Source organism: Achromobacter sp. GW823-FHT04E03 (assembly GCF_058796095.1).
Genome location: NZ_JBXAIJ010000002.1, coordinates 72,137 through 96,201, shown reverse-complemented (window position 1 = coordinate 96,201; position 24,065 = coordinate 72,137). Strand labels below are relative to the sequence as shown.

Annotated in this window: 24 protein-coding genes; 20 read left to right on the top strand and 4 right to left on the bottom strand. The window is 63.1% G+C overall.

The window, feature by feature from the left end; all coding sequences use genetic code 11:
* Positions 1-11: 11 nt before the first annotated feature.
* The 9 genes from AC1RHV_RS11710 to AC1RHV_RS11670 all read left to right on the top strand — a co-directional run bounded on the left by AC1RHV_RS11710 (position 12) and on the right by AC1RHV_RS11670 (position 11,839).
* Positions 12-836 (top strand): ABC transporter permease, encoded by an 825-nt coding sequence (locus AC1RHV_RS11710; protein ID WP_492300880.1) that lies wholly within the window; start codon positions 12-14, stop codon positions 834-836.
* Entirely contained in the window at positions 826-2,220 is a 1,395-nt protein-coding gene (locus tag AC1RHV_RS11705; protein ID WP_192353149.1) for an ABC transporter ATP-binding protein, read from the top strand. The genes AC1RHV_RS11710 and AC1RHV_RS11705 overlap by 11 nt, the downstream gene beginning before the upstream one ends.
* Positions 2,221-2,239: 19 nt before the next feature.
* Positions 2,240-3,595 carry a class I SAM-dependent methyltransferase gene (locus AC1RHV_RS11700; protein WP_192353148.1) on the top strand — a complete coding sequence of 452 codons (1,356 nt, stop codon included), beginning with the start codon at positions 2,240-2,242 and terminating at the stop codon, positions 3,593-3,595.
* A 96-nt stretch (positions 3,596-3,691) separates the two neighbouring features.
* On the top strand, positions 3,692-4,801 hold the full coding sequence (locus AC1RHV_RS11695; protein ID WP_192353147.1) for a glycosyltransferase: 1,110 nt from the start codon (positions 3,692-3,694) through the stop codon (positions 4,799-4,801).
* A gap of 59 nt (positions 4,802-4,860) precedes the next feature.
* The gene (locus AC1RHV_RS11690; protein WP_192353146.1) at positions 4,861-7,581 is read left to right on the top strand and encodes a glycosyltransferase; all 2,721 of its coding nucleotides are present in this window, start codon (positions 4,861-4,863) and stop codon (positions 7,579-7,581) included.
* Positions 7,578-8,420: a glycosyltransferase gene (locus AC1RHV_RS11685; protein WP_082401211.1), complete on the top strand. Its 843-nt coding sequence runs from the start codon at positions 7,578-7,580 to the stop codon at positions 8,418-8,420. The genes AC1RHV_RS11690 and AC1RHV_RS11685 overlap by 4 nt, the downstream gene beginning before the upstream one ends.
* Before the next feature lie 25 nt (positions 8,421-8,445).
* The gene (gene galE, locus AC1RHV_RS11680; protein WP_054457091.1) at positions 8,446-9,495 is read left to right on the top strand and encodes a UDP-glucose 4-epimerase GalE; all 1,050 of its coding nucleotides are present in this window, start codon (positions 8,446-8,448) and stop codon (positions 9,493-9,495) included.
* Between the two features lie 6 nt (positions 9,496-9,501).
* The gene (gene waaC / locus AC1RHV_RS11675) at positions 9,502-10,536 is read left to right on the top strand and encodes a lipopolysaccharide heptosyltransferase I (protein ID WP_492300877.1); all 1,035 of its coding nucleotides are present in this window, start codon (positions 9,502-9,504) and stop codon (positions 10,534-10,536) included.
* Between the two features lies 1 nt (position 10,537).
* The gene (locus AC1RHV_RS11670) at positions 10,538-11,839 is read left to right on the top strand and encodes a 3-deoxy-D-manno-octulosonic acid transferase (RefSeq protein ID WP_492300875.1); all 1,302 of its coding nucleotides are present in this window, start codon (positions 10,538-10,540) and stop codon (positions 11,837-11,839) included.
* Positions 11,840-11,874: 35 nt separating this feature from the next.
* Here the strand turns inward: AC1RHV_RS11670 and AC1RHV_RS11665 are convergent, their stop codons facing one another.
* Genes AC1RHV_RS11665 through AC1RHV_RS11655 form a run of 3 tightly spaced genes read right to left on the bottom strand, consistent with a single transcriptional unit; the run spans position 11,875 to position 13,716 of the window.
* Complete coding sequence (locus AC1RHV_RS11665; RefSeq protein WP_166738313.1) at positions 11,875-12,048, bottom strand: hypothetical protein; 174 nt, start codon at positions 12,046-12,048, stop codon at positions 11,875-11,877.
* Between the two features lie 16 nt (positions 12,049-12,064).
* On the bottom strand, positions 12,065-12,871 hold the full coding sequence (locus AC1RHV_RS11660; RefSeq protein ID WP_492300873.1) for a type III pantothenate kinase: 807 nt from the start codon (positions 12,869-12,871) through the stop codon (positions 12,065-12,067).
* Entirely contained in the window at positions 12,868-13,716 is an 849-nt protein-coding gene (locus AC1RHV_RS11655) for a biotin--[acetyl-CoA-carboxylase] ligase (RefSeq protein ID WP_306650592.1), read from the bottom strand. Before AC1RHV_RS11655 ends, AC1RHV_RS11660 begins: the two co-directional genes overlap by 4 nt.
* Before the next feature lie 93 nt (positions 13,717-13,809).
* On the opposite strand from AC1RHV_RS11655, the gene AC1RHV_RS11650 reads away from it, so the two are divergent.
* Genes AC1RHV_RS11650 through AC1RHV_RS11630 form a run of 5 tightly spaced genes read left to right on the top strand, consistent with a single transcriptional unit; the run spans position 13,810 to position 18,011 of the window.
* Positions 13,810-14,943: an MlaE family ABC transporter permease gene (locus AC1RHV_RS11650; protein WP_054457082.1), complete on the top strand. Its 1,134-nt coding sequence runs from the start codon at positions 13,810-13,812 to the stop codon at positions 14,941-14,943.
* Positions 14,943-15,782 carry an ABC transporter ATP-binding protein gene (locus tag AC1RHV_RS11645; protein ID WP_054457079.1) on the top strand — a complete coding sequence of 280 codons (840 nt, stop codon included), beginning with the start codon at positions 14,943-14,945 and terminating at the stop codon, positions 15,780-15,782. The genes AC1RHV_RS11650 and AC1RHV_RS11645 overlap by 1 nt, the downstream gene beginning before the upstream one ends.
* Entirely contained in the window at positions 15,769-16,725 is a 957-nt protein-coding gene (locus tag AC1RHV_RS11640; RefSeq protein WP_175159965.1) for an MlaD family protein, read from the top strand. The genes AC1RHV_RS11645 and AC1RHV_RS11640 overlap by 14 nt, the downstream gene beginning before the upstream one ends.
* On the top strand, positions 16,725-17,324 hold the full coding sequence (locus tag AC1RHV_RS11635; RefSeq protein WP_492301744.1) for an ABC-type transport auxiliary lipoprotein family protein: 600 nt from the start codon (positions 16,725-16,727) through the stop codon (positions 17,322-17,324). Before AC1RHV_RS11640 ends, AC1RHV_RS11635 begins: the two co-directional genes overlap by 1 nt.
* Before the next feature lie 33 nt (positions 17,325-17,357).
* A complete protein-coding gene (locus tag AC1RHV_RS11630) occupies positions 17,358-18,011 on the top strand; it encodes an alpha/beta hydrolase (RefSeq protein ID WP_054457076.1) in 654 nt (217 codons plus the stop codon).
* 33 nt (positions 18,012-18,044) lie between these two features.
* Here the strand turns inward: AC1RHV_RS11630 and AC1RHV_RS11625 are convergent, their stop codons facing one another.
* Positions 18,045-18,686, bottom strand: a complete 642-nt coding sequence (locus tag AC1RHV_RS11625; RefSeq protein WP_125471172.1) for an HD domain-containing protein — start codon at positions 18,684-18,686, stop codon at positions 18,045-18,047.
* Positions 18,687-18,819: 133 nt separating this feature from the next.
* Between AC1RHV_RS11625 and AC1RHV_RS11620 the strand changes: the two genes are divergently transcribed.
* From AC1RHV_RS11620 to AC1RHV_RS11595, 6 genes are all read left to right on the top strand, one after another.
* Positions 18,820-19,785, top strand: coding sequence for a GlxA family transcriptional regulator (locus AC1RHV_RS11620; RefSeq protein ID WP_175159963.1), 966 nt, complete (start codon positions 18,820-18,822; stop codon positions 19,783-19,785).
* A gap of 155 nt (positions 19,786-19,940) precedes the next feature.
* Entirely contained in the window at positions 19,941-21,206 is a 1,266-nt protein-coding gene (locus AC1RHV_RS11615; RefSeq protein ID WP_118933510.1) for a D-alanyl-D-alanine carboxypeptidase family protein, read from the top strand.
* A 129-nt stretch (positions 21,207-21,335) separates the two neighbouring features.
* Positions 21,336-22,202: a D-amino acid aminotransferase gene (locus tag AC1RHV_RS11610; protein ID WP_492300870.1), complete on the top strand. Its 867-nt coding sequence runs from the start codon at positions 21,336-21,338 to the stop codon at positions 22,200-22,202.
* A 169-nt stretch (positions 22,203-22,371) separates the two neighbouring features.
* Positions 22,372-22,647, top strand: coding sequence for a YbeD family protein (locus tag AC1RHV_RS11605; RefSeq protein WP_054457066.1), 276 nt, complete (start codon positions 22,372-22,374; stop codon positions 22,645-22,647).
* An 18-nt stretch (positions 22,648-22,665) separates the two neighbouring features.
* Entirely contained in the window at positions 22,666-23,304 is a 639-nt protein-coding gene (gene lipB, locus AC1RHV_RS11600) for a lipoyl(octanoyl) transferase LipB (RefSeq protein WP_054457064.1), read from the top strand.
* Entirely contained in the window at positions 23,301-24,020 is a 720-nt protein-coding gene (locus AC1RHV_RS11595) for a tetratricopeptide repeat protein (protein ID WP_125471169.1), read from the top strand. The genes lipB and AC1RHV_RS11595 overlap by 4 nt, the downstream gene beginning before the upstream one ends.
* Positions 24,021-24,065 lie beyond the last annotated feature (45 nt).

Sequence of the window (24,065 nt, the reverse complement as noted above, 5' to 3'; positions counted from 1 at the left end):
AGAGGTATATCTTGATTAAAGAAGTAAGTGCGATAGGGCACGATATCGTGTTCAAGCACCGGCATCTAATTTTTCAGATGATAAAAAGGGAGGTCTTGGGCCGGTATCGTGGCTCAGTGATTGGCCTTGGTTGGTCGTTCTTCAACCCCTTATTGCTGCTGATTGTCTACACCTTCGTTTTTTCGGTTGTGTTCAAGGCGCGGTGGGGCGGTGCCGGTGGCGTGCAGCCGCAATCCCATGGCGATTTCGCGGTAATCCTGTTTGCCGGCCTGATCATGAATAACCTGTTCGTCGAGTGCATGAACAGGGCGCCTTCACTCATCCTCAATAACGTAAGCTACGTCAAGAAAGTAGTGTTCCCGCTCGAAACGCTGATAGTCATCGCGATAGGCTCGGCACTCTTCCATCTCTTGATCAGTTTTGTGGTCCTGATCATTGCGCAGCTGATTTTCCTTGGACATATTCCTTGGACCGCAATTTACTTTCCCTTGATTCTTGCGCCGCTGCTGCTGCTTTCACTGGGGCTGTCGTGGTTCCTGGCCGGATTAGGCGTGTACATCAGAGACATGACGCAGGCTGTGTCACTGGCTACCATCGTCCTGACCTTTGTTTCGCCAATCTTCTATCCGCTGTCTGCGTTGCCGCCCAATATGCAGGGGTACGTCAAACTGAATCCGATCACTTTCGTTGTCGAGGAAACTCGTAACGCCGTGATCTTTGGAAAGCCATTCAATTGGTCGGGTTGGCTAGTCTATACGGTGGTGGGTGCGTTGGTGGCGATGATCGGTTTGGCATGGTTCCAGAAGGTTCGCAAGGGATTTGCCGATGTACTCTGACGACTTTTCCATTCACGTTGAGAACCTCGGCAAACGCTACTCAGCCTACGCCAAGCCGCAAGACCGGCTGAAAGAGGCGATTTGGGGTCGGGTGTCGTCCGCATTGGGCCGCGCTCCGCGCAGCATGGCCCAAGATTTCTGGGCGCTTTCCGGCGTTTCCTTTGACGTAAAGAAGGGCGAGACGGTTGGCATTGTGGGCCGAAATGGCTCCGGCAAGTCCACGTTGCTCCAAATGATCTGTGGCACCGTGACGCCCAGTCAGGGAACCATACAAACGCGTGGCAGGGTTGCCGCGTTGCTCGAGCTTGGAGCGGGCTTCAATCCTGAATTTACGGGGCGGGAAAACGTATACCTGAACGCATCGCTTCTGGGCCTGACCCACGAGCAGATCGACGCTAGATTTGACCGTATCGCGGGATTTGCTGACATTGGCGAGTTTATAGAGAGCCCTGTCAAGAAATACTCCAGTGGCATGTTTGCGCGACTCGCATTCTCCGTAGCCATTCACACTGAACCGGATATCCTGATCGTCGACGAAATCCTTGCGGTTGGCGATGCAGCTTTTCAACGGCGGTGCTTGAAGAAGTTCTACGAAATACGGGATGCCGGTTGCACGATTCTGTTCGTCTCGCATGACCAATATCAGGTCAAGAGCATCTGCCAGCGGGCCCTGTATCTGGAGCGCGGCAAGCAAAAGGCCTTTGGTCCCGCTGGTCGTGTAATCGATCAGTACACGATTGACATGCAGGAGGCGCTCAGGGAGTTCGAGGCGCGTGAGGAAGTGCTGACCAATCATCAGCATGTCGCACTGCCGGCCGAATTGGAGCAACTCGATACCTCGAATCCAGAGGATATGCCTGGAAGGGAGGCTACGCCGCCCGAAAGCGTCGCGCCGGCGGCCGAGCTTGCCGCCGCGGTCGCCGTGTCCGAGGTCGAACCGGAACGACTGTACACGATTGACGATGTGTGGCTGACGAATGACGCGGGTGAGCGGATTGAACACGTAGCCACGGGCGATAATCTGAATTTAAATGTTGAGTATCGAGCGCTGACTAGCAAGTTGCCGCCTGAGACCAGTTTCGTCTTCAATCTGTACCGACATGACGGCTTGTATGTATGCGGAACGACAACCCTCATGGACGGGTTCACCGCGCATGAATCCGTCGCTGCCGGTAAGTTTGCCGTGCACTTTCCCAAATTGTCTCTGCTGAGTGGGTCCTACAAGTGGCGTGTGGCCCTAAACGATGGCCGTGGATTTGTTGTCTACGCGGAAGCCAAGGACGTATGTCAGTTTCACGTGTTGGACAATTTTGAGGCAGTGGGTGTCGTCTCATTGGAACGGAAGTGGACTTTTGAAGTCGAATCCTCTCGCGACGCGGTGTGAATTGTTTGTTGGGATATAAATGGAACGTCTGAACTTCAATGAAAGCGGCGCATACGAGGGGATCGAAGCGGCCGTCCACATAGCGCGCTATTCTTTTGCCAAGCACTGTTGTGCGGGCAAGAGGGTCCTGGATATCGCGTGTGGCGAGGGCTACGGTTCGCGTCTGCTCGCAAATTGGGGCGCGAGCGCGGTAGTTGGTGTGGATGTTTCCGAAGAGGCTATCGCCAATGCCCAACGCTACTTTTCCAACGATAAAGTTTCGTTCCTGAAGGGCACGGCAGAGTCCATTACCGAGCAATTCGAGCCACATAGCTTTGACATGATTGTTTCGTTCGAAACAATCGAGCATGTGCAGGACCCGGTGCTATTTTTGCGTAATATAAAGGCGTTGCTCAAGCCCTCCGGAATTATTGCAATCAGCTGCCCGAATGATTGGTGGTATTTCCCAACGGAAGAACAACGTAACCCGTTCCATTTGCGAAAATATCATTTTGACGAATTCAAGGAACAGGCCGAAAGTGTATTGGGGCGGCCTGACGCATGGTTTCTAGGCGGTCCGATTTTCGGTTTCGCCAATCTGCGGCATGAGGGATATTTGGCAGCGGATGGTGTTTCCGGCCAAATCCAAATGCAAAGAACATCGGCAGCTCGGGAGGCGCAATTTGTGCCCGCTGAATTCGGTGGCGGCCCTCAACCGTCGAACGCGAGCTATTTCTTGGGTATCTGGGGAGCTTCGGACTACGCGTTGACCAGCAATGCGGGCGCCGCGATACTCCCGCTTTCCATGGATAGTTTCAAGACGGGAGTATTTCAGGGACACCTTCCTCAGAAAGACGGTCTGCAGACGATCTCCGTTCCTGCAGGACCGGAGGAGAAAGTCTGCGCCGATGAGGGATTTGCAGCAATTGGCGCGCTCGCTCGGTCAGTCCGAGATTTCGGACTGAAAGCAGAAGTCGCGGCGGCCGAATTGGGCCTGATGCGGGAGCAGGCGGCCGGAAACCAGATCGTCAGTGAGTTGTATGCAGTAATCGATTCCGTCCGATCAGACGCGGTGAAGTTGCAACGAGATTTGTCGTCGTTCCGTCCGCAATTGGCTTGGTACCGTGAACGAGAGGAGGAGCGGGTGCGGGCGTTGGAGGACGCCGGTATCTGGAAGGCCGAGATGGAGCGCGCGCTGGAGGAGTTGGGTATTGCCCAATCCAAGGCGGAGAGTACGGTGGTTGCGTTGGGTCATGCTCATGAGGAGATCCAGAGAATTACCTTGGAAGCGGCGCGGTATCGAAAGCTCAGTGCCATCTTGCCAAGCTGGTTCAGGTCGGGCATTGTGTCGGTGTACCGCAAGCTTCGGCCCGGCAAGGAAGGTAAACGGCCTTAGCGTTGCCGTCTCTTTCTTGCCAAAGGCAAATTTTGAAAACAGTCTATGCTTTCAAAAGGGGCTAAGCTGGTTTGAGCATTCTATTAAGGCTCATTTATGACTCAAACTGCCCAGGGCACGCAGCTGATGTCTGCAGAACAAGAAACGCTGCCCGGTACAGACCGGAGCGCCATCGGCCGCCGACCAAAAATTGCTTTGGTCATAGATACTGACGATTGGGCTTTTTCAAATATTGCTCGCATGCTCGAAGTTCACCTCTCGGGCATTTTCGAGTTCAAAATAATCCCGTCTTCCGTCCTCACGTGTGTGGACCATATATTTCTTGCTGCGGCGGGTTGCGATATGGTTCATTTTTTTTGGCGTGAGTACATGCGCCTGATCGAGTCGCCGCTCTCCAAAATCCATGTCGAGCGTTTTGGCTTCTCCTTCGATGAATTCAAGCGCCGCTATTTGAACAAGCCCGTCACCACGGGTGTGTACGACCACCTTTTCCTCAATCCGGAGGAGCGTCAGCTGCGGTCGAATTTTTTTCGCAACGAAGTGACCGCATATAGCGTAGCGTCCAAACGTCTCGAGAAGATATATCGCGAGCTACAGGAGTATCCGCCGCCAACTGCTGTGCTGGAGGATGGCGTATCGCTCGATATGTTCAAACCGGCCGGTCTGGCGAGATTCAATCTTCCCATGGAGCGGCCGATCGTGATTGGCTGGGCCGGCAACAGCAAATGGGCGGCGGAGCAGGACGATGTCAAAGGCTTCAATACGATACTTTTGCCCGCCCTTCAGATATTGAAGGGTGAGGGGTTCGACATATTGTCACGCTTTGCGGACCGGCAGGTCGAACTTGTCCCGCACTCAAGTATGCCCGGGTATTACAACTCGATAGATGTTTATGCCTGTACATCAAAGTCCGAAGGAACGCCAAATCCCGTGTTGGAGGCGATGGCTTGCGGTGTTCCCGTCGTCAGTATGGATGTCGGAGTTGTGCCGGAGGTATTCGGACCCGAGCAGCAGAAATTCATTGTCCGCGAACGCTCGGTTGAGGCCCTTGTTGAAGCTCTGCGTCGACTGCTGACGCAACCACGGCTCTTTCAAATACTCTCAGCAGAGAACCTGCGATCTATCCAACCCTGGGACTGGAAGTTTAAGGCCCAGGAGTTTGCGGCCTTTTTTGATCACGTGCTGCGCCAGCGCTCCGCTAGCTGATTTATATAAATGTTTCCATTTGGCGCAGCGCAGGGCGGCATTCACCCATTTAAAAGTATATGAACCTAAAGGAAATTGGCGCATTCGCCAACTTCGGCGCTGAGACCTATCGGCTCCTCCCGGAGCACTATCGTTTTGCAACCCTCCGGCCAGTGCCTTGGCCATCGACCGCCGCGGATTATGTGGTAGCGAGCGGGGGCAGAGCATTGGTGTTGGGTGATTTTTATGACGCACCTGCCGATGCGGGGCTTACTTTTCATCCTATTTCTGGTGTCGATGCGCAGGGTGTTCCGCATATATGGTACTTCGACAACTGGGCTGGCTACGCCGAAGAGATTATTGGCAAAGCTTCTGCGCCGCATGCATGGGTGGTGTCATCGGGCTTTCTGTCTGCACTGCTCGATCCGCGCCCCATGTTGCGTGCACTCAAGCGGCTTTGCTTGGAGCAAGGCGCCGAGGTGTTTTTTGTACACGCCAATGGTGAAGGTATCTTTCGCACGTGGACAGAAGGCCAATTTAGGGAGTTCCTGAAAGCGAGCGGGTTTGAGCTTGCCACGCCGCCGGGCGGAACGGGCCTTGAAGTCTGCATTGCGACTATCACGCCTCAAAGCTACCAGGCATATCTGCGGCGCCAAGGCTTGGCGCCAGAGCTGCTGGATGTCGATTTTCTCTTGATTTCCACGGAAGATGCGACCGTTAGGGCAACCGGCGGGATTGGCACATACGTAAAGAACATCAAGGCGCTTGACAGGCGCGCCGCGGTGTTAATGTGCGATATAGATTTGGCGCCTGCAGGATTGGATGGAAGAACACTGGTTCCGCGCATGTTTGTGGATAGCCTCGGCCGCGAGAATTTTTTCGACGGACTTGGCTTAATTGAGGTATGCCGCGCTATTCTTTACTTGCTGCCGCGCGTTGCCGTGCTGGAGTCGCAGGATTACAAGTCCATCGCTTATCGGTTGGTGCAATCGAAACGCACGGGAGGACTGCCACAGTCTATTCAGCTGCGCGTGTTCATGCACGGCTCGATCGACTACATGAAATACGGGGTTCAGGATGAGTCGGCGATGGACTATACGCCGTACGAACTGGGGCAGGCGGTAAGAGACAGTTATATATTTCAACAGGCAGATGAATGCTATGCGCCATCCCGATATCTGGCAGTCCAGCTACTGCAGGAGGAATTCGGCTATAGCCTGAATAATCTCTCCGTGAGACGGCTGCCTTTCGACCTCAGCACGGTTCCGGGTGAAATTCAAGGCGAGCTGACTGCGATCAAGCGTATCGTATTCGTGGGCAAATACAGTCGACTGAAAGGTTGGCCGGACTTTGTCGCGGCCATGGAAGGCTTGTACGACGCTGGCAATCTGACAGGAATCGAAGAGATTGTTTCGTTGGGACCGGTCGGCCCGGGCAACGAAGACCGCGCGCGTCTTGAGCGGTTGTGCGCGTACAAGGACTATCATCTTTCGCATTCCGAGTTGCTTGCATTCTTGGCGAAACACAGATGCGACTCGTTGTTCGTTGTGCCGTCACGCGGCGAGAACTATCCTTTCGTCATCCTGGAGCAGATGCTGATGGGTACCCGGCTGGTGGCCTACAACACCGGTGGCGCCGTAGAGGTGGTTGACGACGAGGAGTTTGTCCGCGCCTATTTCTCGGATCCGCATGCAGCTGCGCTACAGAAAAAAATCGGCGCAATGCTGGTGCAGGATGTCCGGGATAGCGATCAGGAATTGCGGGCCTCGCGCCAGCGCGTGCGGGATCGGCAGATTTCGGTGAATCGAGGATGGAGTCGGGAAGCTGCACAACCGGCAGGGCTAATCGCCATGTCCTTGCCCGACTTGCGACGCTGCGAGATCACGGTTGTTATCCCCGTATACAACACCTCGATGGAATTGGTCGATGAGTTGCTGCGATCGTTGCTGGGGTCGCGGGTAAGACCGTCCGAAGTGATTTTGGTTGATGACGGTTCGGCCGATGGTTATGGCGCGGGATTGAGCGAGTGCGTGGAACGGGCTTTGGGCGGCGTCATCAAGTGGCGCGTGCATTCGCAAGCCAATCGAGGACTCGCGGGAGCCAGAAATGCTGGCTTGGCGTTGTCGACAACTCCTTATACGTTTTTTATAGATAGCGACGACCTATTGCTCCCTGCGACGCTGGAGGAGGCATGGATTGCGTTGCAATTAGATCCGGATTTGGTGATTGCAACGGGTTTTGCCGTGCATTTCTCTGAACAAGGCAGTTTGCCAAAAACGCCGGAACCGGCAAGAGATGGCTGGTTCTGGAAGCCTTTGGGTATACCCGAGGCGCGCGCGCTCGCGATGTTGGAGAATCAATATTTGACCGCTAATGTCATGGCGCGGACCGCAGCGCTGCGTGAGTCCGGAGGTTGGGACGAGAGGGATAAGTCCACATGGGAGGATTGGGCCTTTTTCTCCAAGCTTGCATGGGAAGGCAAGCGCTTTTCTCTGATTCCAAGTATGGGCTATTTATACCGCAATACACCAGGCAGCATGTCGAAGACATACAACCGCTATTTCGGCCGCCGGCGGTTGATCCGCAATATTGCAGGTATGAGCAGATTGGACGCGAATGCGCTATTCAGCCTGATCAATGTCGACAGCGGTGGCGGCGCGCAGCTCAAAGGGCCGAGTCTGTCCGAGAAAGAGGTTGAGTTAATCAACCTCCTTCGCTCATTGATACAGAAGCCGCGGTTGCGGCGATTGGTCGTTGCGGGATATCGCTGGTACACGAAGGTACGGAGATTTTTCAGATGACGACTTGCGCGGCCCGCCGTCCGTCGGGCGCATTTTCCGTGCTTATGTCGGTTTATGCGGGAGAACGCGCAGCGTGGCTCGATCAGGCATTTGCCAGTCTGGCCGCATCAACGGTTTGGCCAGCGGAAATAGTACTTGTCCAGGATGGCCCGTTGGGAAAGGACTTGGTCGAGGTCATTGGTCGCTATCGCGCCGTTTTGCCGATGAGCTTGCTGCCACTGGAGCGGAATGTCGGCCTGGGGCCCGCCTTGTCGGCCGGCCTGTCATTGTGCCGGCAGGAGTGGGTTGCCCGATTTGACACCGACGATCTGCTCGAGCCGGATCGATTTGAAAGGCAATTGACCTATCTAACCGAGCACCCGGATGTGGACATCCTTGGAGGCTGGATTCGTGAGTTCGAATCGGATCCTGAGCTGGAAGCAGGAAGGGTCCGCCGCGTGCCCGAAACCCATCAGGCTGTGCTGGCATACGCGCGGCGTCGGAATCCCTTTAACCATATGACGGTGATGTTTCGCCGAGAACTGGCTCTAAATCATGGCGGCTACCAGGGAGAGCGGCTTTACGAAGATTACGCCTTGTGGGTGAGGATGCTTCAAGGAGGCGCTGTGGCGGCAAATATCCCCGGCGTTTTGGTAAAGGCTAGGGCCGGGGAGGGCATGTTTCAGCGGCGAGGCGGGGTGGGCTATGTGCGAAGTGAAGCGGCCGTACAGTGGTCCTTTTACAGGTGTGGATTTATCGGACCATGGCGTCTGGCGCTGAATCTGGCGCAGCGACTACCGGTTAGAATCCTACCCGGCACCGTTCGGCGTTGGATTTACCAGCAGTTTCTGCGTGCCTAGCCGTGAACACACCAGACATTTCGACATGACAACATCCCTACTCGTTACGGGCGGCGCCGGCTACATCGGTTCGCATACGCTGCTCGAACTCATCAAGGCTGGCCACAAGCCTATCGTGCTTGATAACTTCAGCAACAGTTGCGCCGAAGTGCTCAGCAGAGTGGAGGAGTTAAGCGGTTGCGCCATCGATCTGATTGAAGGTGACATCCGGGACGAGGCTGCGGTCGTGCGGGTGTTTGAAGCGCGTCGTCAAGCGAATGAGCCGGTAGCGGGCGTCGTTCACTTCGCGGCATTGAAAGCAGTGGGCGAGTCGGTCGAAAAGCCGATCGACTACTACGACAACAATGTCGGCGGTACGTTGTGCCTGCTGAGGGCAATGGAAAAATGCGATGTCCGCACTCTGGTGTTCAGTTCCTCCGCCACAGTGTATGGCGAGCCCTTGAGCTTGCCCTACACCGAAGATCACCGATTTGCGCCCACCAATCCCTACGGTCATACCAAAGCAATGGTGGAGCAGATTCTGATGGACTGGTGTCGTGCCTCGGATGACCGAAGCGCGGTTGCGTTGCGTTACTTCAATCCGATCGGCGCGCATCCCAGCGGCCGCATAGGTGAGGCGCCGCAGGGGCGTCCGAACAACCTGTTCCCCTTCATTACGCAGGTCGCAGTTGGAAAGCGCGACAAGCTGAGTGTGTTTGGAAATGATTACGAAACGGTCGATGGCACGGGTGTCCGAGACTATTTGCACGTGGTTGACCTCGCCATTGGCCATGTCCTTGCCGTGGCGTATTTGGCTGGCGGCAATCGTGGATTCAAGGGGATCAACCTCGGTACGGGCCGTGGCACAAGCGTATTGGAGCTTGCGCAGACTTTCGAACGTGTCACGGGTCGAAAAGTGCCTTATGAAATTCTGCCGCGCAGATCTGGCGACATCGCTCAAGCATGGGCGGATCCTACTGTGGCTGCCACACTCCTGGGTTGGCGTGCCAGCCGGGACATCGAGGAAATGTGCATCGATGGCTGGCGTTGGCAGAGCCAGAACCCAGACGGATATCAATCGGCCTTGAAAAAGTAGTCGCCTATGCGCATTCTCATCGTCCGCACCTCATCCCTAGGTGATCTCGTGCACATGTTGCCGGCAATATCCGACATTGCCCGCCATGTGTCCGATGCCCAGATCGACTGGATCGCGGAAGAAGCCTTTGCCGACATTCCTGCCTGGCATCCGGCCGTCAATCAGGTCATCAAGGTCGCCCATCGTCGCTGGCGCAAGGCCTGGTGGTCGGCGGAGGTGCGGGCGGAGCGCAAAGCGCTGAAAGAGCGGCTGCGCTCGGTGCAGTACGACATCGTCCTGGACATGCAGGCGCTCCTGAAATCCGCCTGGCTGGTGCGCCAGACCCGTGGCGTACGGCACGGGCTGGACTGGCGCTCTGCGCGCGAGCCGCTGGCGTCGCTGTTCTACAACGTGCGGCACAGGGTGGAATTCTGGCAGCCGGCGGTGATCCGCCAGCGCAAGCTGGCCGCCCTGACGTTCGGCTACCAATACGCCGGTGCGCCCGATTTCGGTCTGCAGGCTTTTGCGCGCCAGGCGACGCAGCCTGCGGCGGACCTGGTGCTGGAAGTCGGCAGCGAGGGTATGAACGTCGGCGAACTGCCGCGCTTGCACCATCTGGATACGGACCGCGGCTACGCCGTGATCATGCCGTCGGCCAGCCGCGACGACAAACTCTGGCCGGAAGAAGACTGGCGCGTCGTGTTCCGCCGCCTGCGCGAGGCCGGCTGCACCCTGAAATTGTTGGCGGGGAACGAGCAGGAGGCCGAGCGGGCCCGCTTGCTGATCGCCGGCATGGATGGGGCTGAGGTGATGCCCCGCATGGACCTGACGGCAGTGGCGCGTTTGCTGGCTGGGTCCCGCCTGATGGTGGGGCTGGACAGCGGTCTGACCCACCTGTCGGCTGCCCTGGGCCGTCCCACCATCGGCATTTACCGTGCCTCCACGCCGGTGCGCACCCCGCTGGTCGGTTCCAGCTACACCGCCAGCCTGGGCGACCGCGGGGCTTCGCCGTCGCGCGAGGCCGTGATGGCGGCGGTGGAGCAGGCCTTGGCCGCCCAGTGACATGAATCGCGGCGCTTACTCGCTGGCGCTCAGGGCTCTATCACCGCTGGTCTGGCTGTGGATGGGCCACCGCGCCCGGCGCGCGGGCGGACAATGGGAAATCTTCTCTTCTGAACGCTTCGGCCACGCCGCGCCTGCCACGGCTACGGCCGCTGCCGCGTCCTGGACCGCACCGGTCTGGGTGCATGCCGTCAGCCTGGGCGAGACGCGCGCCGCACAGCCTCTGCTGCAAGCGTTGCTGGACCGCGGCCTGCCGGTGTTGCTGACGCACATGACAGCCACCGGCCGGGCCGAGGGCGCACGCCAGTACGCGGATGCGATCGCCCGCGGCCAGTTGCGCCAGGCATGGCTGCCTTATGACTTTCCCGGCGCAACCCGCCGTTTCATGGCGGCGTATCGGCCGCGTTGCGGCCTGCTCATCGAACGCGAGATCTGGCCGAACCTGCTGGCGGCCGCGCGCGGCGCTGGCGTGCCCATGGCGTTGGTGAGCGCCCGGTTTTCGGCGTCGTCGCTGCGCCAGGCGGGCAGGATGGGCGGTGTGATGCGTGAAGCGCTGGGCGGGCTTGACTCGGTGCTGGCGCAGACCGCGGAGGACGCGGACCGGCTGGTGCAGGCTGGGGCGCCGCAGCCCATCGTGACGGGCAATCTGAAATTCGATCTGGTCTTGCCGGCGCCGCAGGTTGCTGCGGGGCAAGCCTGGCGCGAACAGCTGGGCCGACGTGTGGTGGCGGTGGCCAGTACGCGGGAGGGCGAGGATAGCGGTTTCATCGAGGCCATCAAGCGTCACGCCGCGGTGCCGGGCGCGCCCTTGTTCCTGTTGATTCCGCGTCATCCGCAGCGCTTTGACGAGGCTGCGCGTCTGTTGTCGGAGGCCGGGCTGCCGTATGTCCGGCGTTCCGAAGGCGTAGCGCCGGGGCCGGGTACGGCGGTGCTGCTGGGCGACACGTTGGGCGAGATGGCATTCCACTACGCCGCGTCGGATGTGGCGATCGTGGCGGGCAGTTTCGCGCCGCTGGGCGGGCAGAATCTGATCGAGGCCTGTGCGGCGGGCGTGCCGGTCATCGTGGGCCCGCACACCTTCAATTTCAAGCAGGCGGCGGAAGACGCCATCGCGGCGGGCGCGGTGCTGCGTGCGGCCGACGCTGGCCAGGCGGTGGAAGCGGCCATGGCATTGCTGACGGACGAGCCGCGCCGCCAGCGCACGGCTGAGGCGGCGCTGGCATGGTTCCGCATGCATTCGGGAGCCACGGGGCGCACGCTGGACGCGCTGGCGCCTTGGTTGGAGGCAGGAAAGGGGGGCTAGCGCCCGCTTCACCGGCGTGTGCGCCGGATGGGGCTTCAGGGGGCGGCAGGCGGAGTCTTGGGAACCAGGGTCACCGCGCCCGGATTCAGTTCCTGATTGAAGCGGCGCGGGTCGCGGCCTTCGTCCTCGGGACGCACGCCCAGCCAGCCCTGGCCCAACGCATAAACCCCCAGATTCGCCAGCAGGATGAGGATGAAGAGCACGCGCATGGCCGGGGTCTCCCGTTCAGGCTTGGTCGTCCAGGGTGGCGCGGGCGACCGCGGCCAGGCCGTCCAGGACGGGGTGATCCAGATAGATGGGCACGGGGGCCGCACCTTCGGTGCCGCCCGCGTCCGCCAGCAGGCGTTCGATTTCCTGATGCACTTCAGGCCAACCGCCGCCCGCCGCGTAGATCTGCGGCGTCTGGCCGTAGCGCTGGCGTCCCGCCAGCCATTGGCGCACGACGGCGCCGGCCTGCGCGGCGGCGATGCCGGAGGCGATGGCTTCGTGCGTGTCCGTGGGATAGGCCACGACCTGGCCGTTGGCGATGGGCAGGTTGGCGGTGCCGTGGGCCAGGGCGCTGCGCATCATGGCCGGGCCTGGCAGGATCAGGCCGCCGGCAAAGACGTTGTCGGGGCCGACGGTGTCGATGGTGGTGGCCGTGCCGAAGCTGGCCAGCACGAAGGGCGGGTGCGCGCCAGGCAGGCGCGACAGCACGCCCAGCAGTGAGGCCCAGCGGTCGGCGCCCAGCTGCGTGGGCGTCTTGTAGCTGTTGACCAACCCCAGCGTGGTTGCTTGCGACGGCGACCAGGTCACCGGGCAGCCATGTTTTTGCAGGATGGTGGCGATGGCCGCGCCGCGGGCCTCGCCGGCGACGTTCACGCCCAGCGCGCGCATGGGGCGGCGCGGCAAGGCGGACAGCCAGCGGTCCAGGGCGTCCAGGTCCAGCCCGTCGAAGGCGACCGCCGCGGGTTCGCGCGGCGTGTCGGGGTTGCTGGCGTCCAGCCAACCCACCTTGAGACGGCTGTTGCCGGAGTCGATGAGAATAATCATGCTTGGCGTCGAATCGAGATTTCACCGACCAGGATCGGTTGGGTGCCCTCGGGGGTTTGCACCAGCAGGCGGCCTTGTTCGTCCACGCCGCAGGCGGTGCCGCCTAGAAGAATAGCGCCCTTGTCCAGCACGTTGACCTTGCGGCCGGCCAAAGCGTCCACCTGGTCGAAACGCGGCCTGAAGGCGCCAAAGCCTTCGCGCTCCAGGGCCTGGACCGCTTCCAGCCAGGCCATGGCGCTGGCGCAGACCAGGTCGGCGGCGGAGGCCTGGCGGGCGGCGGCTGCCTGCACCTGGCTCCAGTCGGCGACTTCGCGTTCCAGCGCCAGCGACAGTCGGGCGGCGTCGGTCAGGTTCACGCCCATGCCGATGACGACCGTATGGCCCGCCTCGCTGCCGCCGGGGTTGCGGGTAGTCTCGACCAGTACGCCTGCCAGCTTGGCGTCGTGCCACTGCACGTCGTTGGGCCACTTCATGCACAGCCCGGCGGCTTGCGGGCCGGCGACGGTGCGCAGAGCTTCGCAGGCGGCGATGCCGGCCAGCGGCGACAGGGCGGGCAGTTGCGCGGGCGGCAGGTGCACGTCGAAGGCACAGGAGAACATCAGCGTGGAGCCCGTGCGGTTCTGCCACGGACGGCCGGCGCGGCCGCGGCCGGTTTCCTGCAGGTGCGTGCCCAGCAGCCAGGGTTTGCCGCCGCTGCCTGCGCGAGCGCGGGCCAGGAGGTCGGCATTGGTCGATCCGGTGCTACCGATCCAGGAGATGTCCTGGAAGGCGGGCAGGCGCGTGCTGAGCGTGCGGGCCAGGGTTTCCGGCGCGGGCAGGTCGATGGGGCTGGCTTGAGCGGACATGGCGGCGATTGTAGGGCACGCGGCCCGCGCTCGCGGTCTGCCGGCGCCAGCGTTTATGATTGGCGATACATTTTGCATCGGTATTCTGTCTTCATGCCGCATTCCGCTTCGTCCGCACCTGCCGCCGCCGCGCCCTTCCGTTTCGAAGGAGGCGTGTGCCATGTGGCCGGCGACTGGAGCGTGCTGGCGCTGGCAGAGCCTGGAGAGGTCCAACGCCGCCGCGAGGCGCTGGCCTGCGCCACCGATGGCGGCGCGCGCTGGGACCTGCACGGCATCGGCCGGCTGGACACGATAGGCGCGCTGCTGATCTGGGAAGCCTGGGGCCACAAGCTGCCCGAGCGCGTGCGCTGGTCCGCCGGCCAGCAGGACGTTTTCAACGCGCTGGCCCTGAACAAGGGCGAGACCCCGGCCGCCGCGCCCAAGCGCGACCCATTGAGCTGGCTGCGTGCGATGGGCGAGGCGATCTTCCAGGCTATCGACAATGGCCGCGCCTTGCTCATCATGCTGGGGCAACTGGTCCTGGACCTGGGCGGCATGCTGCTGCGCCCGCGGCTGGGGCCGTGGCGCGAAATTTCGGCGCAGGTGTACCGCACCGGCGCTCAGGCGCTGGGCATCACGGCGCTGGTCGGGTTCCTGATCGGCGTGGTGCTGTCCTACCTGTCGGCGCAGCAGCTGCAGATGTTCGGCGCCGACCGTTTCATCGTGCGCCTGCTGGGCGTATCCATCGTGCGCGAACTGGGGCCGGTGCTGGCCGCCATCCTGGTGGCGGGCCGTTCGGGCTCGGCCATCACGGCGCAGATCGGCGTGATGCGGGTGACGCAGGAACTCGATGCGATGCTGGTCATGGGCATTTCGCATGGGCAGCGCCTGATCCTGCCGCGGGTGGTGGCGCTGGCTGTGACCATGCCGTTATTGGTGCTGTGGACGGACGCCATGGCGCTGTTGGGCGGCATGCTCGCCGCGCAGATGCAGCTGGGCGTGTCGGCGCAATGGTTCCTGCAGTCGCTGCCGGACGCGATTTCGCTGACCAACTACTGGATCGGCATCCTCAAGGGCGTGACCTTCGGCATGCTGATCGCGCTGATCGCCTGCCATTTCGGGCTGCGTATCCAGCCCAACACGGAAAGCCTGGGTCGCGGCACCACCACATCGGTGGTCACCTCGATTACCGGCGTGATCCTGCTGGACGCGCTGTATGCCGTGATTTTCAGCTCGGTGGGCATCTGATGAACAGCGCCGCCCAGCACAAGCTTTTCACCGAGGATGGCGTTACGGTAGAACCCGTCATCACCGTGCGCGGGCTGCGCACGGCGTTTGGCGACCACGTGGTGCACGACAATTTGGACCTGACCGTCTTCCCCGGCGAGATTCTGGTGCTGGTGGGCGGCTCGGGCACGGGCAAGACGGTGCTGCTGCGGCAGATCATCGGGTTGGACCGGCCGGCCGCGGGCACGGTGCGGGTGCTGGGTCATTCGCTGTTCGAACTGACGGCGGCTGAACGCCGGCGGCTGTCCTATCGCTGGGGCATGCTGTTCCAGGCGGGGGCGTTGTTCTCCGCGCTGTCGGTGTTCGACAATGTGGCCTTGCCGCTGCGCGAACTGCGCACCGTGCCGGAAGACCTGGTGCGCGATGTCGTCATGTGCCGGCTGGCGATGGTGGGCCTGTCGGCGCGCGATGCCGACAAGCGGCCGTCGGACCTGTCCGGCGGCATGGTCAAGCGCGTGGCGCTGGCGCGTGCGCTGTCGCTGGATCCGGAGCTGCTGTTCCTGGACGAACCCACGGCTGGCCTGGACCCCCTGCGCTCCGACGAGTTCGTGGACCTGGTGCGCAGCCTGCACCGGCAATTGGGATTCACCGTCGTCATGGTGACGCACGACCTGGACACGCTGCTGGCGCTGGCCACGCGCGTCGCCGTGCTGGCGGACAAACGGGTGATCGTGTGCGACACGGTGCCGGAAGTATTGAAGGTCGATCACCCGTTCATTCACACGTTCTTCCTGGGCGAGCGCGGCCTGCGCGCGCTGGGGGATCTGGCGCCGAAGGGATTGCATCATGGAAAACCGTAGTCATGCGCTCATGGCCGGCATCTTCACGCTGGCCTTGCTGGCCGCAGCCGCCTTGGTGGCCATCTGGATCGGACGCGACCGGACTCAGCTGCAGCCATACGAAATCATCTCCGCGACCGCCGTCAGCGGCCTGAACCCGCAGTCCACGGTGCGCTATCAGGGCGTGCCGGTGGGCAAGGTGCAGTCCCTGGCCCTGAACCCGGACAAGCCCGGGCAGGTACGCATCCGCATCGGCGTGGCGCCCAACACGCCGATCACCGAGTCCACCTGGGCCGAACTGGGCGTGCAGGGCGTGACCGGCATTTCCAACGTGGAGCTGCGCGATGACGGCACCTCGATGAAGCGGCTGGCGTCGTCGGCCGCGCATCCGGCAGCCATTCCGCTGCGCCCCGGTTTTCTCGACCGCATCGAGCAGCGCGGCGGCAAGCTGATCTCCAACGTCGAGGAGGTCACCGAGCAGCTGCGGCGCGTGCTCAGCGAGCAGAACGTGCAGGCGCTCACCGCCAGCCTGCAGAACGCCAACGACATCACCCAGTCGCTCAGGGGGGCCAGCCAGGATCTGGCGCCTACGCTGGCCAAGCTCGGTCCCCTGATCGATTCGCTGGACAAGACCTCGCGCCAGGCCGACCGCGCCGCGCGGGAAGTCGGCGACCTGGCGGCGCAGGCCCGCCAGTCGCTGGCCCGCCTGAACGCGCCGGATGGTCCCCTGTCCGCCGCCACCAGCAGCCTCAACGACATCGCCCTGGCCGCCGCGCGGCTGGATGGCGAGACCCTGCCCGCCATCACCAGCATGGCCACCAACGTCAGCGCGGCCGCGCGCGGCGCCACCGTTACTCTGCGCCGTGTGGACAACACGCCGCAATCGTTCCTGTTCGGCCCGGCGCCCCGCGAGCCCGGGCCCGGCGAGGCCGGTTTTGCAGGCTTCGGGAGATCGCCCAAATGATGAAGATGCGTAGCGCCGTTCTAATCCTGACGCTGGCCCTGGCCGGTTGCGGCATCGGCCGCGTGGCAGCCCCGCCTTCGGTATTCGACCTGGGCCTGGACTCCCGGCCCACGCCGGCCTTGCCCGCGCGCGCGCCGCTTGCGCTGGTCTTCCAGGCCGTGCCCAGCCTGTCCGACACGGGGGTGACCTGGCGCGTGGGAGACAGCGCCGCGCCCAAGGCCTATGCCAGTTACCGCTGGGCCTCGCCGCCGGCGGACCTGGTGCGTCAGCGCCTCACGGAGCGCCTGTCGCGCCAGGGGCCGGTGCTGGACGAGCGCGTCACCCTGCAGACGCCGCAATTGCAGGTGTCGTTGTCCCAGTTCGAACAGGTATTCGCGGCCGACGGCCAGTCCAGCGAAGGCCGCGTGCTGCTGCAGGCGGTCTTGCTCAGCGGCCGCAGCGTGGTGGGCCAGACGCGCATCGAGGCCCGCGCGCCCGCGCCCACGCAGGACGCGCAGGGCGGAGTCGCGGCATTGCGTCAGGCGACGGACGATGCCGCGGACCAATTGGCGCAGTGGCTTGCCACGACGCCCAAGCCCGCCGCCAGGCCGGGCGGTTAAGATCGCTGTTTTTCCCGCATCCTGAGTCACGCCATGTCCGCACGCACTGAAACCCACGCCTTCAACGGAGCCGCCGGCCGCATCGATTGCGCCGTGGACTGGCCCGCGGGTACGCCGCGAGGCTGGGCGCTGGTTCTGCATCCGCACCCGCTGCAGGGCGGCGCGCGCGAGAACAAGGTGGTCACGACCCTGTCGCGCGCCTGCGTGCAGCATGGCCTGGTTGCGGTGCGGCCCAATTTCCGCGGCGTCGGGCAGTCCGAGGGCGTCTTCGACAAATCCGTGGGCGAAACCCAGGACATGCTGGCGGTCGTGGCGCAGATGCGCGAGCTGCACCCGGAACTGGCCCAGGCGCCGTGGGTGCTGGCCGGCTTTTCGTTCGGCACTGCCGTCGCCGCGCAGACCTATGCCGCCCTCGCCGAGCAGGGCGACACGGTACTGCCCTCCGCCCTGATGCTGATGGGCCCCGCCGTGAACCGCTTCCAGTCGCACGAAGTGCAGGTGCCGGACGATACGCTGATGGTGCACGGCGAGGAAGACGAAGTCGTGCCGCTGTCCGAAGCCATGGACTGGGCGCGCCCGCGTTCCATCCCCGTGGTGGTGGTGCCGGGCGCATCGCACTTCTTCCACGGCAAGCTCCTGGTGCTGCGCCAGTTGGTGCAGGCGCGGCTGAAGGTTGCGCTGGACTAAAACCGGGGGCGCCGCTTGCGCGGCGCAGCAGGTTCAGCCCGGCCAGCGCGAGCCGCGGATCACGCTGCAGAAATTGCCGGGCCTGAAGGCCGGTTCCTTGTCGGCGATGACATCGGCCTTGACGTTGCCGAAGGTCGTCTGCGGCTTGTGTTTGATGCCGTCGTAGAACGCCTGGATGATTTCTTCCTTGAAGCCTGGCCCGCGTGGATGCGCAGCGACCACGGCTTCGCGCTGGGTGTCGCTGTAGTCGCCGTAGGTCAGGCCCAGCACGTCCATTTCCACGCCCGCCGTCACCAGCGCGACCACCGGATGCATGAATTCGGGAATGCCGGGCGTCGTGTGCAGCGCAATGGCGGTCCACACCAGATCGATGTCTTGTTGGGCGATGCCGCGGCTGCCAAGGAAATCGCGCGCCGCGTTGGCGCCGTCCACTTCGAAGCGGCAGCAGTCGCTGCTGTGCTGATGCGTCAGGCCCATGTCGTGGAACATGCAGCCGCAATAGAGCAATTCCGGGTCGAACTTCAGTCCGCGCCGCTTGCCGGCAAGCGCGCCGAAGTAGTAGACCCGGCTGGAATGGTGGAACAGCAGCGGGGTGGCGGTGTCGCGCACCAATTCCGTGATTTCGCGGGCGAGCTTGCTGTCGGGGATCTGAATGCCGTCGATGACAGGGTTCATGGCGGGAGTCCTTGCGTGGGGTTGGGGGTTCGATAAATTCTCCCGCCGCACTAGAATGGCTTCAATTGTCGTAATACGCCAGATTCCGCCAAAACATGCGATTTCCCGACGCCTGCCGTCCAGGCGCGATGCCATGACCAAGACCATAGCCATTCTTGCGCTGCCCGGCGTCCAGATGCTGGATGTCTCCGGCCCCCTGGACGTATTCGCCCAGGCCAATGCCGAACTTGGCCGCGAGCTATATGCGCTGCGCGTGGTGGGCTATGAGGCCGGGCCCATCCGCTGTTCGTCGGGCGCGCGCCTGCTGCCCGACCTGGCGGTGGGCGATCCGATCGCGCGTCTCGATACCCTGTTGGTCGCCGGTACGCCGCAGGCCGCCAGCGCAATGCTCAGCAGTTCCGCCTTGCGCTGGCTGCGCGTGACGGCCCGGGGCGCCCGGCGCTATGGCTCCGTCTGCACTGGCGCGTTCATGCTGGCCGCAGCCGGCCTGCTGGATGGCCGGCGCGTGACGACCCATTGGAACGCGGCTGCGCAATTGCGCCTGGCCTATCCCAAGGTGACCGTCGAGGAAGACGCCCTGCATGTGCGCGACGGCAAGGTGCGCACTTCCGCCGGCGTCACGGCCGGACTGGATCTGGCGCTGTCGCTGGTGGAGGAGGATCTGGGCCGGGAGGTGGCCGCCAACGTGGCTGCGCAGTTGGTGATGTTCTTCAAGCGCCCCGGCGGACAACTGCAGTTCAGCCGCAAGGGGCAGGCCGGTCCGGTCGGGCGCTCGGCCCTGCAAGAAGTCCAGCGCTGGGTCGCCGGCAATCCCGGGCTGCCGTTGTCGGTGGACGCGCTGGCCGAGCACGCCGGCCTGAGTCCCCGGCATTTTGCGCGGCTGTTTCATGCCGAGGTCGGCGTCACGCCGGCCGCGTGGGTGGAGATGACGCGCATCGCCGCAGCCCGCGCGCTGCTGGAGGCGGGCGCCGCCACGCCCAAGCAGGCGGCCGCGCAATGCGGCTTTGCCAACGTCGACACCTTGCGCCGCGCCTTCGTCAAGCACGTGGGGGTTTCTCCGGCTGTGTACCGCCGGCATCACGGCGGCGGTACGGATTGATCCGTTGCCACATCCCGAGGCCGGCAGGTTGCATCAAGTTGCATGTTTTAAATGCGCGGGAACCCCGGGCGGGCCGGACGGGTCTGATCGACTGCCTATAATTGTCAGCCACTTGCCCCGCGCCGGCGGGCGTCATTACTGGACCCACGTTGCCGATGAAGAATTTGCCTTACTCCGCTCACTCCCCCGTTGTCTTTACCCGTCGCCTGCTGTCAGGCGCGGTGCTGTCAGCCATGCTGGCGGCTTCGATGCCGGTCTGGGCGCAGCAGGCTCCCGCCGCGGCGCCCGCCGCAGCCGCCGGCGCCGCGGCCCCGGCGCCGAATGCTTCGGCGGTGGTGCCCGTGGGCGACGTCTCGGCCGTGCCGGCCCCCACGATCGCGGCCAAGGCCTGGATCGTGATGGACGTGAACAGCGGCCAGACCCTGGCCGCTTCCAACCCGGACATGAAGGTGGAACCGGCATCGCTCACCAAGATCATGACGGCCTATGTCGTGTTCAACGCGCTGGACGAAAAGCGCCTGACGCTGGAGCAGACCGTGCCGGTGTCCGAGCGCGCCTGGCGCACGGGCGGTTCGCGCATGTTCATCGAACCGCGCAAGCCGGTCACGGTCGACGAACTCAACCAGGGCATGATCGTGCAGTCCGGCAACGACGCCTCCGTGGCCCTGGCCGAGGCCGTGGGCGGCAGCGAGGCTTCGTTCGCTTCGCTGATGAACCAGGAAGCCGAACGCCTGGGCATGCGCAACACGCACTTCATGAACGCCACGGGTCTGCCCGATCCGCAGCACATGACGTCCACGCGCGATCTGGCGATCCTGTCGTCGCACCTGATCACGGATCATCCGGACCACTTCCACTACTACAAGCAGAAGAGCTACACCTACAACAAGATCACCCAGCCCAACCGCAACCGCCTGCTGTGGGCCGACCCGTCGGTGGACGGCATGAAGACCGGCCACACCGATTCGGCCGGCTATTGCCTGGTGTCGACCGCGGTACGCGGCGACCGCCGCATCCTGGTGGTCGTGGTGGGCACGGACAGCGAAGCCACGCGCGCCGAGGAAAGCCTGAAGCTGCTGAACTGGAGCTTCCAGAACTTCGATACCGTGAAGCTGTTCGACAAGAGCCAGCCCGGCATCGATGCGCGCGTCTGGGAAGGCACGGTTGAAAACGTCAAGCTGGGCCCGCCCAACCCCGTGTCGATCGCGGTGCCGCGCGGCAAGGCCGGCGACCTGAAGCCGGTGGCGCAGCGCACGGATCCGCTGATCGCCCCGCTGGCCAAGGGCCAGCAGGTCGGCACCCTGCAGTTCACGCTGGACGGCAAGGTGCTGCGCACCGAACCGCTGGTGGTGCAGGACGCGGTCGAACGCGCCGGCTTCTTCGGCCGCATGGTCGATACCGTCAAGCGCTGGTTCGAGTAATTCCGCCGCGCCGCGGGCGCTATCGCGGGTGTAAGCTAGCAACGGGCGTTTCGCATGAAACGCCCGTGCTCTATTCACGGGACGGACCGGACGGTTCGTCCCTCTCCATTTCATATTCAGGAGTGCCTCATGATTCCGGGCGTGCCGGGCGAAAGCCAGGTGTATCTCAACGGTGAGTTTCTGCGCGTGGACGAGGCCAAGGTCTCCGTCCTGGACCGCGGCTTCATTTTCGGCGATGGCATCTACGAAGTCGTCCCCGTGTACCAAGGCAATGCGTTCCGCATGGCCGAACACCTCAACCGCCTGGACCGCAGCCTGGCTGCCTTGCGGATCGCGCAGCCCTTCGACCGCGCGGGCTGGATCGACCTGATCCAGCAATTGCTGGCGCGCACCAACCTTGAAACCTGCATCGTCTACCTGCAGGTGACGCGTGGCGTGGCCAAGCGCGACCACCAGTTCCCCTCGACGCCCGTGGCGCCGACGGTTTTCGGCATGATCTCGGCCTGGGCGCCGCCGCCTGCCGCGCAGCGCGAACGCGGCTTGAGCGCCATCAGCATCCCGGACGAGCGCTGGCTGCATTGCGAGATCAAATCGGTGTCGTTGCTGGGCAACGTGCTGGCCAAGCAGCAGGCCGTCGATGCGCAGGTCGAAGAAGTGGTGCAGTTCCGCGACGGCTATCTGACCGAAGGCTCGTCCACCAATATCTGGGTGGTCTCCGGCGGCAAGCTGCTGGCGCCGCCCAAGAACAACCTCATCCTGGAAGGCATCCGCTATGGTCTGATGGGCGAGCTGGCCGCCGAGGCCGGCATCCCGTTCGAGTCGCGCCCGATCTCGCGGCAAGAGGTGGAAGAGGCCGACGAGCTGATGCTGTCCTCGGCCACCAAGGAAGTGCTGGCCATCGTCTCGCTGGACGGCAAGCCGGTGGGCTCGGGCAAGCCCGGCCCTGTTTTTGCGCAATTGCGGGCGGGTTATGATGCCCGCATCGCCGCGCTCTGAGTCCGGCGTTACCGGGTGGCTCCCGCGGGGCCGCCCCGGCGGCCTTGCCGGCTGGCGGTTTGCCCCCATATAGACAAGATCTGGCCGCCCCGTGGCAGGCATCCCCGGGTGCAGTATCGAGCCGTGGCCGCGCCCTGGGGGGCAACACCAAACAGGTAATAGGCACATCATGCAACATATCCCGCCCGAAGACTCCCTCATCGAATATCCCAGCGACTTTCCCATCAAGGTCATGGGCAAGCAGCATCCCGAATTCGCGCAGACGCTGACCGAAGTCGTGCTGCAGTTCGATCCCGAGTTCGACGCCGCCACGGTGGAAATGCGGCCCAGCAAGGGCGGCAACTACATGGGCCTGACCTTCACGGTGCGCGCGACCTCGCGCGAGCAGCTGGACGCGCTCTACCGCGCCCTGCACGGTCATCCGATGGTGTCCATCGTCCTCTAGCGCAAGAGCAGGACAGCTGTGATCAAGTGGCTCGCGCGGCCGGCCGACTACCTGTCGGTCTGGCACGACATGCAGGCGTACACCAATCTGCGCGGCGCCGATACGCCTGACGAGATCTGGCTCTGCGAACACGCGCCGGTCTACACCCTGGGGCAGGCAGGCCTGCCCCAGCACGTGCTCAACCCCGGCAACATTCCCATCGTCCATTGCGACCGCGGCGGGCAGGTGACCTACCACGGTCCTGGCCAGGTCATGGCCTATGCGCTGTTCGACCTGCGCCGCGCCGACATCTACGTCAAGGAATACGTCAATCTGCTGGAAGGCGCGGTCATCGACACGCTGGCCCAGATGGGCGTGGCCGACGCCTGCCGCAAGCCCGGCGCGCCGGGCGTCTACGTCCCCGATCCGGACGGGGGCGAGCTGGCCAAGATCGCGGCGCTGGGCATCAAGATCCGCAACGGCCGTGCCTACCATGGCGTGTCGTTGAACGTGCAGATGGACTTGACGCCGTTCCTGGGCATCAATCCCTGCGGCTATGCGGGCCTGCGCACCGTGGACATGGCGGCCTGTGGCGCGCGCCGCGAGCCCACCGAGACGGGCGAGGCGCTGGCGCGCAATCTGGCGCAGGCCTGGGACCGCGCAAGGAACAAGACATGAAGACCTTTAGCGCGGCCGACGTGGCCGCAACCACGCCAGAAGCACTGGCCCGCCTGCGCGAACAAGGGCCGGCCGAGGACTATGCGGCCTGGATCCGCGCGGCGGCCGAACTGGGGCTGATCGAAGCCCAGACCATCTACGGCCAGATGCTGCTGGACGGCGCCGGCGTGGAGCGCGATCCGGAACAGGGGCTGACGTGGTTCAAGCGCGCCGCCCATGCCGATCACCCCATGGCCATCAACATGGTGGGCCGCTGCTACGAGAACGGCTGGGGCGTGCCGCGTGACGACACGGTCGCGGCCTACTGGTTCCGCCTGGCCGCGGACAAGGGTCTGGACTGGGGCATGTACAACTATGCTCACATGCTGCGCAGCGGCCGCGGCAGCGTGGCGCAGGATCCCGCGGCGGCGCTGGCCCTTTACCAAAAGGCGGCAGACGCCGGCCACGTGAAGTCCATCGGCGTCGTCGGCCGCTTTTACGAGGCTGGCGAGGTGGTCGAGCAGGACATGGAACGCGCCTTCGACTGTTATCAACGCTGCGCCGAAGGCGGCGATTTCCGCGGCATGTTCCACCTGGGTCGGCTGCTCTTGCTGCGCGGACGGAAGCAGGACGCCGTGCAATGGCTGGTGCGCGTGCCTGAAACCGCCACGCCTGCGTTTCTGCAGGAAGCCAACACCATGCTGCAGGACAGCGGTTTTCCGGCGTTGTACGAGTAGGAGAGGTGTAGCGCGGCAGGGCAGAGGTAAGCACTCTCGCGCTTT

Coding starts and splice junctions, on each gene's coding strand:
- galE (WP_054457091.1), top strand. CDS start 8,446: ATGACAACATCCCTACTCGTTACGGGCGGCGCCGGCTACATCGGTTCG.
- AC1RHV_RS11645 (WP_054457079.1), top strand. CDS start 14,943: ATGAACAGCGCCGCCCAGCACAAGCTTTTCACCGAGGATGGCGTTACG.
- AC1RHV_RS11700 (WP_192353148.1), top strand. CDS start 2,240: ATGGAACGTCTGAACTTCAATGAAAGCGGCGCATACGAGGGGATCGAA.
- AC1RHV_RS11640 (WP_175159965.1), top strand. CDS start 15,769: ATGGAAAACCGTAGTCATGCGCTCATGGCCGGCATCTTCACGCTGGCC.
- AC1RHV_RS11595 (WP_125471169.1), top strand. CDS start 23,301: ATGAAGACCTTTAGCGCGGCCGACGTGGCCGCAACCACGCCAGAAGCA.
- AC1RHV_RS11635 (WP_492301744.1), top strand. CDS start 16,725: ATGAAGATGCGTAGCGCCGTTCTAATCCTGACGCTGGCCCTGGCCGGT.
- AC1RHV_RS11660 (WP_492300873.1), bottom strand. CDS start 12,871: ATGATTATTCTCATCGACTCCGGCAACAGCCGTCTCAAGGTGGGTTGG.
- AC1RHV_RS11620 (WP_175159963.1), top strand. CDS start 18,820: ATGACCAAGACCATAGCCATTCTTGCGCTGCCCGGCGTCCAGATGCTG.
- AC1RHV_RS11690 (WP_192353146.1), top strand. CDS start 4,861: ATGAACCTAAAGGAAATTGGCGCATTCGCCAACTTCGGCGCTGAGACC.
- AC1RHV_RS11650 (WP_054457082.1), top strand. CDS start 13,810: ATGCCGCATTCCGCTTCGTCCGCACCTGCCGCCGCCGCGCCCTTCCGT.
- AC1RHV_RS11615 (WP_118933510.1), top strand. CDS start 19,941: ATGAAGAATTTGCCTTACTCCGCTCACTCCCCCGTTGTCTTTACCCGT.
- AC1RHV_RS11665 (WP_166738313.1), bottom strand. CDS start 12,048: ATGCGCGTGCTCTTCATCCTCATCCTGCTGGCGAATCTGGGGGTTTAT.
- AC1RHV_RS11705 (WP_192353149.1), top strand. CDS start 826: ATGTACTCTGACGACTTTTCCATTCACGTTGAGAACCTCGGCAAACGC.
- AC1RHV_RS11610 (WP_492300870.1), top strand. CDS start 21,336: ATGATTCCGGGCGTGCCGGGCGAAAGCCAGGTGTATCTCAACGGTGAG.
- waaC (WP_492300877.1), top strand. CDS start 9,502: ATGCGCATTCTCATCGTCCGCACCTCATCCCTAGGTGATCTCGTGCAC.
- AC1RHV_RS11670 (WP_492300875.1), top strand. CDS start 10,538: ATGAATCGCGGCGCTTACTCGCTGGCGCTCAGGGCTCTATCACCGCTG.
- AC1RHV_RS11625 (WP_125471172.1), bottom strand. CDS start 18,686: ATGAACCCTGTCATCGACGGCATTCAGATCCCCGACAGCAAGCTCGCC.
- AC1RHV_RS11695 (WP_192353147.1), top strand. CDS start 3,692: ATGACTCAAACTGCCCAGGGCACGCAGCTGATGTCTGCAGAACAAGAA.
- AC1RHV_RS11605 (WP_054457066.1), top strand. CDS start 22,372: ATGCAACATATCCCGCCCGAAGACTCCCTCATCGAATATCCCAGCGAC.
- AC1RHV_RS11630 (WP_054457076.1), top strand. CDS start 17,358: ATGTCCGCACGCACTGAAACCCACGCCTTCAACGGAGCCGCCGGCCGC.
- AC1RHV_RS11685 (WP_082401211.1), top strand. CDS start 7,578: ATGACGACTTGCGCGGCCCGCCGTCCGTCGGGCGCATTTTCCGTGCTT.
- AC1RHV_RS11655 (WP_306650592.1), bottom strand. CDS start 13,716: ATGTCCGCTCAAGCCAGCCCCATCGACCTGCCCGCGCCGGAAACCCTG.